At 66.0% G+C, this 12,247-nt stretch carries 7 protein-coding genes; 4 read left to right on the forward strand and 3 right to left on the reverse strand.

Annotated elements, in window-relative coordinates; translation table 11 throughout:
- Positions 1 to 177 precede the first annotated feature (177 nt).
- Positions 178 to 660: a hypothetical protein gene (locus tag ACFMQL_RS39580; protein ID WP_364068047.1), complete on the forward strand. Its 483-nt coding sequence runs from the start codon at positions 178 to 180 to the stop codon at positions 658 to 660.
- An 80-nt stretch (positions 661 to 740) separates the two neighbouring features.
- Here ACFMQL_RS39580 and ACFMQL_RS39585 read toward each other — a convergent pair whose 3' ends face one another.
- Together ACFMQL_RS39585 and ACFMQL_RS39590 are read right to left on the reverse strand one after the other, a co-directional pair.
- Positions 741 to 6,404: a DNRLRE domain-containing protein gene (locus ACFMQL_RS39585; RefSeq protein WP_378789899.1), complete on the reverse strand. Its 5,664-nt coding sequence runs from the start codon at positions 6,402 to 6,404 to the stop codon at positions 741 to 743.
- A gap of 794 nt (positions 6,405 to 7,198) precedes the next feature.
- Complete coding sequence (locus ACFMQL_RS39590) at positions 7,199 to 7,681, reverse strand: DUF2000 domain-containing protein (protein ID WP_364064782.1); 483 nt, start codon at positions 7,679 to 7,681, stop codon at positions 7,199 to 7,201.
- 361 nt (positions 7,682 to 8,042) lie between these two features.
- Here ACFMQL_RS39590 and ACFMQL_RS39595 point away from each other — a divergent pair, with 361 nt between their 5' ends.
- The 3 genes from ACFMQL_RS39595 to ACFMQL_RS39605 all read left to right on the forward strand — a co-directional run bounded on the left by ACFMQL_RS39595 (position 8,043) and on the right by ACFMQL_RS39605 (position 11,593).
- Positions 8,043 to 9,392: a potassium transporter TrkG gene (locus tag ACFMQL_RS39595; RefSeq protein ID WP_364064785.1), complete on the forward strand. Its 1,350-nt coding sequence runs from the start codon at positions 8,043 to 8,045 to the stop codon at positions 9,390 to 9,392.
- Positions 9,393 to 9,455: 63 nt separating this feature from the next.
- Positions 9,456 to 9,902, forward strand: coding sequence for a DUF4383 domain-containing protein (locus ACFMQL_RS39600; RefSeq protein WP_364064787.1), 447 nt, complete (start codon positions 9,456 to 9,458; stop codon positions 9,900 to 9,902).
- Between the two features lie 65 nt (positions 9,903 to 9,967).
- Positions 9,968 to 11,593 carry a RecQ family ATP-dependent DNA helicase gene (locus ACFMQL_RS39605; RefSeq protein WP_364064790.1) on the forward strand — a complete coding sequence of 542 codons (1,626 nt, stop codon included), beginning with the start codon at positions 9,968 to 9,970 and terminating at the stop codon, positions 11,591 to 11,593.
- Between the two features lie 40 nt (positions 11,594 to 11,633).
- On the opposite strand, the gene ACFMQL_RS39610 is transcribed toward ACFMQL_RS39605, so the two are convergent.
- On the reverse strand, positions 11,634 to 12,179 hold the full coding sequence (locus tag ACFMQL_RS39610) for a DUF6789 family protein (RefSeq protein ID WP_364064792.1): 546 nt from the start codon (positions 12,177 to 12,179) through the stop codon (positions 11,634 to 11,636).
- Positions 12,180 to 12,247: the final 68 nt, after the last annotated feature.

The raw sequence follows: 12,247 nt of genomic DNA on the forward strand, positions 1-12,247 counted from the left end.
TTCTCTCGATCACGGCTGAGAAACAGAAGCACAGACTCTGTATAATCATTCGACGGCAATGTCCCAGGGCACCGGCTCGACGTCCGCGACCAAGCCGTCTCCGCACTCTCTAGCAATTTCAAGCGTACAACGCTCCTGCCCCACCACCCTTCACCTCGGATACGCGAAAGAAGAGTAATGGCCCAGCTGCTGGAACGCATCGAAGATGAAATCAAAGTAGACGCATATCAATTTATGCTGGTCGACCGCGACGGCGCCGCCAATAGACCCTCTGACGCGCTGACAATTGAAGACCTGGGCCATCGGCTGCGAGATGAAAAAGTCTGGTTCGTCACGACGGCCAACCTAGCGATGATAAAAAGCAGCGCCGCAGACTGGCATATCGCCGATATCGTCCTAGAGCTCTGGGACGATAGGCCACCAGGTGATCAAGGTAGGTGGGTCAAGGACATCACCAGCCGCATGTATTGCAGCTCAGGATTTGTCCGACCGGTTCAGACTCTCGGCCGCCCGTCGCGTCGAGTTCTGAACCTTGGAGCCCCGAACCGGACATGGATGGTTCGATGCAGCCTGGGGCCAGGCAAGGGCGAGCGCTACGCCGAGGACGGCCCTCCATCAGGCTTGGAAATGTATCGCCTGCAATTCTGGCCTGATCGTTGATACCGCGACGGGGTCGTCACGTTGGAGTCCGCCCGCCGCACAAGATGTGCTCAGCGGACGGACTCCAGCACAGCCGATGATCAGTTGACGTTCACCAGCTTGTCGTTCGAATCATATAGCCGAATGAAGAAATCGTCTTCATCCAGGATGCGATCGACCATGTAGAAGCGGCCGAGGCCGCCGGTGTCCCAGTTTGCCCCCCAGGCTTGATTTTCTTGGGCAGGGATCAGGTCCACCGTGATGTTGGCCCGCTTGGGATATGTGCAGCAGGGGTCGTCAGGAGGCGTTTTCTGCCACACCGCCCATGATCCTTCGTATGTGCTGGCGAAGGGGAACTCGTCGCACTGTTGGACCGCCGGGTCCCAAGGCACGGGATCTCTCCCCTGCCACCAGGGATGCCACCTGTAGCCGCATATCCGCTGCGATCGCCATCTATTTCGATCTATGCGATTTTCATCCCAGTAGAGACGGTGAATGGTGTTGGTTTTCGAGAACCCAGGGAAGAGCTTGGGAGTCCCTAACGGAACCCTCGTCTTGGGAGGCCAGATCCTCTCATCCGTCGTGTTCGTCTCCGGAACGGTGGTGTCCGGCGCCAAGAACGCCTTGGAAATGTGAGCGTATGCGTTCGGGAACTGCTTCTGCCGGAGCTTGATGGACGGTACGAGGTGAGCAAAAATACACCCCGACCGGTACCAGGTGATATATTCCGCAGAATCGCAGCGGATGACCTGCTGTGCCGTTTTGTTGTTGTACCGGATACCGACGACGCTCGGAGCCGTAAAGGTGAGCTGGGTCGTACACGTGGCGATGAGCTCCCTGTTGTTCGGCCCCGGCACCCAGCCAGACGCGGGTGACTCGACCTTGAAGGTCACCTTGCGACCAGCCCAGTACTGTGCGGGCCCAGAGAACACTGCGGGATACTGGCTGTTCACCACCTGTTTACAGGCGGCCGAACTGGGATCCCCCGTCACATTCAGCCCGACGGTGAAATTCTTGCCCATGAAGGCAGTACCCATCACCGCATCGTTGAGACGAGGCATATAGACGTCGAACTCGATCTCGCGGCTTCCTTGGAAGGTACGCCCGATCGTCACCAGTTCGGCTGCAGCAAGGTCCGTTGTTTCCCACTGCTTCCTGGCGCGATTGTACACCTCGACGGCGAGCATCGGAATCTGCTTCGTGCACCAGGAGAAGTGGTTTTTCGTGTAGCCTCGGGGATTGATGGCCGGCCTGGTCTTGCCGGCGGCCACATAGGCGCTCCGATACGCTTTCGCGTTCACGCATTCGTCGTAGCCGACGCGATCGTACACGAAGTTATTGTTGGCCGCAGCCACCGGCCGGCCGGTGGTCCGCTTTCGCGATTCTGTACCACCTTGCCCCGGACCACCTGCGAGCGCCGAGATCTCGTCTGCGTCCAGGGCCTTGCTATAAAGGCGTACCTCGTCAAGGGCTCCGCTCATATCAGTGCCGAGCGAAAGCGCCCCCTCAGCGTTCCAGGCCGGAAAGTTGATCTTTCCTGACTTTATCTCAGTTCCGTTCAGGTACAGCGTGGCGGTCCTGCTCGTCGCCTCGTATACGCCGGCCAAGTGGAACCACTCGTCGACCGGAGGCGCCACATCGGAGAACAACGTTTCCGTCGTTGCGTCCACGGCGTCAGCGCTCGTGAAGGCGAAAATGAGACCTCGCTCGGGTGCGTTACCCAGAAGGAAGGGAGCCTTATGGGTCCCCATCTGTTCGACTACCTTGTAGGCGCCTTGATCATCCGCCCAACGCAACCATGCCGCAACGGTGAAACTGCCATCCGTGCGGATAACCGGTCCGGCAGTCCGAGCCAATGGTTCCCCGCCGGGTTGTGCGGTCCGTACGGTGAACAGCTGCCAGTCTGACCAGGCGGAACTCGCGCCCTCGGCGACCGCTCTGGCCCGCCAGCGCACCTTCCAGCCATCGACCAGCTTCCCCGCCGGTACCGTTACCCGGGCCTGAGATCCAGGAAGAAGCCCGTCTACTGATGCCGCCCATATCTGGCCACTGCCCTGCTCTGTCGCTGCGGGATCATGCTCTACCTCATATTCCGCGCGGAGAGTGCCGTTGCCGGTGACTTGAGCGAGCAGCGTAGGGGTGAGAGAGGTGGTCACAATCGTACCGTCCACCAGTTGGGACGGCTCGATCTGCAGAGCGGCTATCTGTGGCTCGGGGTCCTGCGATGGCGCACTCACGGTGACGGATTGCCATGCAGACCATGCCGATGTTGTTCCGGCGCTGGTGTTGGCCGCCCTGCCACGCCACCGAATCTTCCATCCTGTGGCGAGTTTGCCTGCGGGAACGGACACGGTGACCTGCCCGCCCGAAGCGACGGCTGCTGACGTTCCCGCCCAGATCTGACCGCTGCCCTGCTCTGTCGCGGAGGGGTCGTGCTCGATCTCGAATTGCCCGGTCAGTTCGCCGTCGACCGTGTCGGAAACAGTAGCGGACAACTGCGGCGTAAGCGAGGTCGTAACAGTGGTCCCAGATACGACTTCTGAGGGCGTGATCAGCAGTCCGGCGATCGCAGGCGCCGACGCGGGACCGCTGGTCGTAATGATCAGCTTGGGCGGCAGGTTGAAGTCGGTGTCTTCGGAGGACGTGAAGACTCGGTAATTGTCGATGTTCGCTTCGTTGGGCGACTTGAGCACCAAACCGTGGTTGGGTGCGCCGGCCGCCCAGTCCTGAACGATGCCGGTGACGTTCCAGTCCAAGCTGTCCGGGTAAGGGGCGCAGTCGCCGCTGACACCTTTGAAGTTGGTCGATGCGTCCTCGGTCGTGTAAGTGGGCTTGTTGTCCCAGTAGAGGTTGTCCGGAGTCCACGTGCTGGTAATCCGCGCCACTTGGATGCCATCAGCAAGGGTGGCACCGCAATCATGACTGTCGACGGTATTCATCGCCAGCGTGGCGTCGGTCACCGTGCTGCCTTGGAGACCCGTAGTGTCGAATTGCAGGTGTACGCGGGCCTTCAGCCCGCCCGTCATCGTACCGGCCAGTAGGTACTGGTTGTCAGGATACGCGGGCCAGTCTTCAGTATCGTTCGTGGTCACGTCCATGTCGGCGCTGAGAGGCACGGTGACCGCAGCGGCCACTCGTACCGGGTAGGCCGTGTCCGGCTTCGCCAGGAGCGCCTGATCAGGCTTGATGACCAGGGACGTGTGACGTTCCTCGTCGGCCAAGGCCATCTTGACTTGCCCGCGCTTGGCCCTGTTGACACCGGCATCCGTCATGATGGGCCGCGCCCATCGGGCAACCGGCTCCTTGCCCTTGCCCCTCATGAGCAAGTGCCCGCCCTCACTTTGAGAAAGAGTCAGTCCCTCGTCCTCGACGCCTATACGGAGCTCCAGCGGCTTGGACGGGCGGTGTCGCAGCACCACCTCATAACGGAATCCAGTCGGCAACGCCGTCACAACAAGATCGGCCCCGACCCCGGCAGCATCAGCATAGGTGGCAACGCTGCCCCTGACCGTGGGCTTAGGCAGCGGCCTTGGCCAGCGCAGGGAGTACTGCTTTTCCTTCGCGGACATCCTCACGAACGGATGCATCCCGCCGGTTGAAATTTCCAGCTTGATATCAGCGGCCAGGGTCTTGGGCCTGAGTGTGCCACTCTGCTCCGTCAGCGTCGTATCGATCGGCACCCACTCGTCGCCTTGACGGGTCCGCACCGGCCGAGCGGCGATCTCCGTCTTGAAGGTCTTACCATCCGGCTGAGCCATGGTGATGCTGGTTGCGGAGGTTTCGCTCACCACCTCTACCGGCTTGCCTGACCTCAGTGCAGTCAGTGACGCAACGGCCCGCGCCTGCGCACGTGAGGTGCCGGCCATCCGCGGGGCCGGGCTGTTGGACAGAGCTGTGCCGTTCTTACCCTCCGTCCACACGGCAGTACTTCCCAGCGTTGCGTTGTGCCCTTGCCCGGAGGAATCAGCGGCAACGGTGCCCATACCCTCGTCGAAATCCCAATGCCCCTGCACGGTCTCCTCCGTGGGAATCTCCACGGGCGCGCGATCAGGATTCAGGTCGTTTGCGATCTGTTCGTCCGTGAGCCCCTCCGGTGGGGGCGGCATCGTCTCCGGATCGGACTCGGTGACGTCCTCCATGCTGCGGGCCTCAATCAGGGCCTGTTCACGCGAAACCCTAGCGGGCGGGACCCTCTCATCGGTGATCTCGTCGCCTCGGTACTCCTCCAGCAGTTCGGAGGTGACGCCATCCTCGGGAAACTCGGGCATGCCGTCGTACACGGTGGTGCGCGTCAAGGGCGGCTCGGGGAGCTCGAAGTCCACAGTGAGGATGGGTGGATGCAGCCTGCCCTTGCACTGCTCGCGCGGAGCCGTGGTGCAACCACCGGCCTCGTCGGTGCGATACCGCCGCCAGTTGGTGAGGTCCGATTCACTGCCGGCCGCCAGCTGAATGCCGTAGTTGGGCTTGCCGTCCACCCACGCCTGCACGATGTCATCGACCGAGTGGATCAAATCCCATGCATAGTTCATCGATCCGGTGCAGTCGGTGCTGTAGGCGCCGGGTTCGTTGTCTGCACCCTCATTGGTGACGGACGGCTGGCTGCTCCATGTCAGCGTCGCCTCATCCCAGTCAGAAGTGATTCGCCGTGCGGTGACACCGGAACCTACTCGGCTTCCACAGTCGTTCGACAGGTAGTTCCATAGAATCAGATCGGCGTTTTCGACCTTGCTGCCGGCGAACACGGCCGGCACGTCGGGGAAGCGTAGATAACTCCGCCAGCGCACCGTACCGCTGTTGGACTTGCCGACAAGGATCCTATCGAGGGTGAAGTTGTTCCAGCTGTCCTGGTAGTCCTTGTCATTGACGAAAGTGTCCTGACCACCCAGGTGCCATTCGCTGGTATCCGTTTCCCACCAGTCGTCCGCGACGGCTGCCATCGTCACGGGGTACGTGACCGCCGGGTCAGCCAAGAATGTCGCATCCGGAGTGAACACCAGACTGTGGCCGTCCTCGGCGAGCGACACGGTGGCCGTGCCGATCTTCCCTGCGTCGATCGGGCCATCGGCGTCGGCGGCCTTCGCATCCTGCAGGAGCGTTGGCCGGACTTCGGTCAGTACCTTGCCGTCCTCATCCACGATGACAGGGCGTCCCGAGACGTTCTTCTTGAACGACAGACCATCCGGCAGATCCACCGGAACCCGGAAGGACACAGGGCCGACAGGGCGTTCGGCGATGGTGACTTGCTGCCGGAAACCGGTCGCGTCGGCGATCACGACCAGATCGCGGCCCTTGCCGTAAACATCGGGATATGTGGCCGTGTTTTCCTTAAGCCTCGGCTTGGGGAGCTCCAGCGGCGTCCCGATCTGCGCTGCAGCGTCCGCTGCTTGAGTCCTGAGCAGGGTCTTATCCCGACCGGCGGACAGAACCAGACCACCATGCGCAGCCTTGGGCTTGATGGCACCGTCCCTCTCGACGAGGGTGGTATCGATCGGCGTGAAGCCGGTGCCGTCGATGTTCTTGACGCGGATCGGCCGGGCGTACATCTCCATCCGGACCGTCTTGCCGTCCGGATTTGCATAAAAGGTGGCGCTTTCGGAGCGCAGCGATTCGATTTCGACGCGCCGGTTGGTCTTCTTCGCTTGCGCAAGCGCTTCCCCGGTCGGAGTGCTCGGCGGCGAGAGCTCGGCCGTCGAGTCACGGGTGGGGGATGGCGTGGGGCCTTGAGCCATGGCAGGAACGCTCATCATCGAGAGCGGCAGTGCCATGACTGCGATCAGGGCAACGCGGCGACTAGTCCAGCCGGATAAGCCAGACGCTCTTCGCACTGTGGTCACCGGATCCTTTCGCCAGATTGACAGAACCGAGTGATCATGACACGTGGGCCAGATTTCAGTAAAGATTGTTTTTAGTAACGGGAAAGCTGGCTTCCGTGAGGATCGGCCATGCCGAAGCAGACGCAAGGGGCCATTGGCAGTTGTTTCTCAGATCGTGCCGGGAGCCAGATGACCGGCGCGGTCAGGGTGACGGTGCCGAGGGAGATGTAGGCGGTTTCCCGTAGCGAGCGACCGCAGCGTGAATGTTCTTCGGTCGCTGATCGCACGTGTGACGACGTTGCGTGCCGCAACGCTCGGCGGTGGGCACTCCGCGTCGCCTACTCGGCGGCGGTTGGCGCGCCGGTCACGGGGTTCGAGAATGATGCGCAGGATCTTGCGGCTGCGCGAATTGACCGGTTGGCGGAAGAGAAACGGTCCTGTCCGCGGTCATACGAACGGGCCGGACGCGGGGGCATTCACGCCCGAGCCGGGGCACCGCTCGAAAGCATGGTCACCGGAATCGGGACATGTCTGGGGCGGGGTGCGCGAATGGCACTGGCCATGACGCATTCGGAGCGATCGACCTCTGTGTCACCGGGGAATGACGTCCTCCGCGGCGCCGCTCGCTATCGCACCATCGCGTATGAACCCATCGCGCACCGCCACTCCGCGTACTGCTGCATACGCCTTTCGCCAGCGGTTCAAGACGAGACGTGAACGGCACGCCTCGCCCGAAAACGTACGGCTCAGGCCAGCAGGGGGAGGCGGCCGACGATCTTGTCGATACGGTTGCGGGGGCCGACGAGGCTGACGGCGTAGTACTCGATGTCCTCCGCCTGCGTTTCCTTCACCGTGGCGAGGTAGTCGGCGTAGACGCGGGTGTGCTGGGCGGCGGCGGGCATGTCGGCGACGTAGCAGGTGTCGGAGGCGGCGGCCTTGGTTCTGATCGTGCGCAGGGTGGCGGTGTCGGCGGCCAGAACCGAGCAGCCGGCCCAGGGGAGGCCGGGGTGTGGGATGCCGCCGGCGTCCACCGCATCATCGCCCAGGAGGCCGGTGACCGCGCGGGAAGTAGCGGCGGCGACGCACACGGCGGCGTTGACGGCCCGGCCGGCGGGCAGGGAGTCGTTGACGACGATCACCCACTTCAGGCGGGCGGATCGGGTCGGGAGGGTGGGGTCGATCTCTTCCGGCGCGAAGCCGACGGCCCCCGTGGTGCTGCCGTTGGGCATGGCGATCACTTTCTGATCCGACGTACGGATTTTCCCGGTCAAGGTATTGATCCATGCGGGTTAGCGGCAAGCCCACCGTATATGTATCGGCAAAGGTCGGGTTCGGGTGGTCGGTGGCGTACTTGATAAGGCGAAATCCGGGTGGTGGCCGTCGAATGCACGGAAGGGTCCTGCGGCGACGTCACGCCCGGCCGGCGGGCGCGCCGCCGTACGCCGGGCCGGCTGCGCTAGCGTAGGGCGTTGAAGTGCCGGAACGCCTGGTCGGCGGGGAGGTCTCCGGCACGTGCGAGCCCGACGGAGGCGCCCCCATGGACGACGACCGCAACAGGCCCGGCCGTGGCTCGCGCCGGGAGGTGGCCACATGAACGGGCGGCGACCCGCGGTGCCGGGGCGCGGGCGGCATCCGGCGGTGGTGATCGCGGCCGGGTTCGGCTCGGCGGTGCTGATCGGCACGCTGCTGCTCGGCACGCCGCCGGCGACGGCGTCGGGCGAGACGAGCTGGCTCACCGCGTTCTTCACCGCCACCTCGGCCGTGTGCCTGACGGGCCTGACGGTGGTGGACACCGGGACGCACTGGTCGGTGTTCGGCGAAGTGGTGATCACCGTTCTGTTCCAGGTGGGCGGGCTGGGCATCATGACGCTCGCCACGCTGGTCATGGTGATCCTGTCGGGCCGCATCGGGTTGCGGGCGCGGCTGTCGGCGCAGCTGGAGACGAAGGCGGTGGTGGGGGCCGACCTGCGTCATGTGCTGCGCAAGGTGGTGACGTTCACGGTGGTGTGCGAGGTCGTGGTCGCCACGCTCCTCACCGTACGGTTCGCCACCGGGTACGGCGAGCCGCTCGGCAGGGCGGTCTACCTCGGCGTCTTCCACGGGGTGTCGGCCTTCAACAACGCCGGTTTCGCCCTCTGGCCGGACAACCTGATGCGCTTCGTCACCGATCCGTGGATTTCCCTGACCATCGCGGGCGCGGTGCTCGTCGGCGGCCTGGGTTATCCGGTCGTCTTCGAGCTGCTGCGCACGTGGCGGCGGCCGAGCCGCTGGTCGATGCTGACGCGGGTCACGCTCGGGGTGAGCGCGCTGCTCATCACCGGGGGCACGCTGGCGTTCCTGATGACCGAGTGGCGCAACCCGGCGACGATGGGCCCGCTCGACGACTCGGGGAAGCTGCTCGCGGCGTTCTTCGCCGCCGTGATGCCGCGTTCTGGCGGCTTCAACACGCTCGACATCAGCCAGATGTATCCGTCGTCGTGGCTGATCACCGAGATCCTGATGTTCATCGGAGGCGGCAGCGCGAGCACGGCGGGCGGCATCAAGGTCACCACGTTCGGTTTCCTGCTGTTCATCATCTGGGCCGAGCTGCGCGGCGAGAACCACGTGAACATCGGCCACCGGCGGCTGCCCTCCTCCACGCAGCGGCAGGCGGTGTCCATCACGCTGCTCGGCGTCATCCTGGTGGCGTTCGCGACCTGGCTGCTGCTCACCATCAGCGTGCACGACCTCGACCGGGTGCTGTTCGAGGCGATCTCGGCGTTCTCCACCAACGGCCTGTCGACCGGCATCACGAACGAGATCCCGGTGGCGGGGCACGTCCTGATGAGCCTGCTGATGTTCGTCGGCCGCATCGGACCGCTCACGCTGGGCTCGGCCCTTGCGCTGAAGCAGCGTCGCCGCCGCTACGAGCTGCCCGAGGAGCGGGTGATCATCGGCTGAACCCCGACGCATGCGATCGTCCCTGTGGGTAGGAGGGGGGTCCAACTACCAAGGAGGCCCCCCATGATCACTCACCGCACCACGGCGAGCCGCACTCCCGTGCAGCTCGCGGCCCTGATCACCGGCGTGGTGTTCCTGCTCGTCGGCGTGCTCGGCTTCGTTCCGGGCGTGACCACCAACTTCGACCAGCTGCAGTTCGCCGGGCATCACTCCGACGCCCTGCTGCTCGGCCTCTTCCAGGTCTCGATCCTGCACAACATCGTGCACCTGATCTTCGGCATCGCCGGCGTGCTGCTGGCGAAGACGTGGAGCGGCGCGCGGAACTTCCTGGTCGTCGGCGGCATCATCTACCTGCTGCTGTGGCTGTACGGCCTGCTCGTCGCGCAGGACAGCCCGGCCAACTTCGTTCCGCTCAACACCGCCGACAACTGGCTGCACCTGATCCTGGGCGTCGGCATGGTCGCGCTCGGCGTGCTGCTGACCAGGGGCCGGACGGGCGCCAGGCACTGAGCGGTCGCCACCGCAGAACGAGCCGGCTGCCCGGCGCGCGGCCCGGCGAACGGACGGGAGGCCCGATGGAGGACGTGGGCGCGGCGTGCGAGCGGGTGGCCCGGCAGGCGCTCGGCCTGGCCGATCTGCGGCCGGGCCAGCTCGGCGCGATGACCGCCCTGGCGCGGGGCCGGGACGTGCTGGCCGTGATGCCGACCGGTGCCGGCAAGTCCGCGATCTACCAGGTGCCCGCGCTGCTGCTGCCGGGACCCACGGTCGTGGTCTCGCCGCTCATCGCGCTGCAGCGCGACCAGGTCGAGGCGCTGCGCGCAAAGGACGAGAAGGCGGTAAGCCTCGATGCGGGCACCTCGGCGGGGCGGCGGCGCAGCGCGTTCGAGTCGCTGCGCGCCGGGCGTACGGAGTTCCTGTTCTGCGCGCCCGAACAGCTCGCCAAGCCGGACGTCGTGCGCGACCTGGCGGCGGCGGGCCCGTCGCTGCTGGTCGTGGACGAGGCCCACCTGATCTCCTCGTGGGGGCACGACTTCCGCCCCGACTACCTGCGGCTCGGCCAGGTCGCCGAGGCGCTGGGCCGCCCGGCGATCGCCGCGCTGACCGCCACCGCCGCGCCGCCCGTGCGGGCGGAGATCGCCGAACGGCTCGGCCTGCGCGACCCGGTGGAGATCGTGCAGGGGTTCGACCGGCCGAACATCTCGCTCGCCGTCCGCAGGATGCTGGACGATCCCGCGTCCGAGATCGTCGCCACCGTCGCCGGGCGGCCGGGGCCGGGCATCGTCTACACGGCCGTACGCAAGCAGACCACCCGCCTGAGCGAGCTGCTCGCCGAGGCGGGGGTGCGGGCGGCGGCCTACCATGCCGGGCTGCGGCGCTCCGAGCGCGATGAGGTGCACGGCGGGTTCATGTCGGGGGATGTGGACGTGGTGGTGGCCACCAGCGCGTTCGGCATGGGGATCGACAAGCCGGACGTGCGGTTCGTCGTCCACGCCGAGGTGCCCGGCTCGCCGGACGCCTACTACCAGGAGATCGGCCGCGCGGGTCGGGACGGCGAGCCGGCCGCGGCGACGCTGTTCTACCGGCAGGAGGATCTGGGGCTGCAGCGCTACTTCACCGGGACCGTGCCGGACGCGGACGCGCTGATCCGGGTGGCGCGGGCCGTCGCGGAGCGCGGCTCCTGTGACCGGCGTACGCTGTGCGAGCGCGCCGAGGTGTCGGCGCGCCGCCTGACGACGCTGCTCGACCTGCTGGAACGGGTCGGCGCGGTACGGGTCGGCACCCGCCGGGTCGAGCCGGTGCCCGATGCGCCCGCTCCAGAGGAGGCCGCCGGGTTGTCCAGGGAGCTGGCCGAGCGGCGCCGGGACGTGGAGCGTACCCGGCTGGAGATGATGCGCCGCTACGCCGAGACCGGCGACTGCCGGCGGCGGTTCCTGCTCGGTTACTTCGGCGAGCAGGTCGCGGAGGCGTGCGGCAACTGCGACACCTGCCGGGCCGGCACCGCCGGCCGGGCCGGCCGGGAGGTGGAGAGCGGGCCGTTCCCCGCGCGCGCTCGCGTCGAGCACCGCGCCTGGGGGCCGGGCGAGGTCATCTCGCGCGGTGAGGACCGGCTGACGGTGCTGTTCGACACGGCCGGGTACCGGGAGCTGCAGCTCGACACAGTGCTCGACCAGGACCTCCTCACCGAGCCCCCGGACTCCTGACCGCTCTTCGCGGTGCGGGCCGGTTCGCGGGAAAGGCCCGTCAGATGCGGGCGTGGGCGTGGCGGCGGTGGTACTCCGTCGTGCCGGGCTCAGGGCGGTACGCCGGTTCGCGGTGCTCGCCGCCCTCCCCCCGTGCCCGCTTCCTGTCCGCTTTCCGCGCTGTACGAGCGTTGAGCCGGTTCATGGCCTTGGTGAGGATCATGCCGTACACGATGTGCCCGGCGATCATGACGGCGGGGCGGCCGGGCAGGTCGCGGGTGGCGGCGGGCAGGATCCTGAGGCCGGGCACCCAGCCCTGGTAGCTGGCGGCCCAGATGGCCAGAGCGTAGCCGACGCCGGCGATGGAGGGCGTACGGTCGCCGCGGGCCAGCAGCCCGTACAGCGAGCCCGCGCCGACACCGAAGCCGAAGTGCGCCATGGCGCCCGCGACCCCCTCACCCGACTTGGGCCGGTGCTTGTGGCCGGGCAGCATCGCGCGGGCGATGCGTTTGGGCGGCTGGTCGGGCATGAGGCCCATCCTGCTGCCGGCCAGCATGACCCCGCTCATCGCGGCGGTGGCGACGGCGCCGCAGACGGCGCCCTTCATGAGAGCTCGCATCATGGTAGGCGGTTGCCCGCCAGATCGGGCGGGAAACGCCCGCCCGATCTGAGACG

The organism is Nonomuraea fastidiosa (genome assembly GCF_042751225.1).
In the GTDB taxonomy this organism is placed as follows: domain Bacteria; phylum Actinomycetota; class Actinomycetes; order Streptosporangiales; family Streptosporangiaceae; genus Nonomuraea; species Nonomuraea fastidiosa.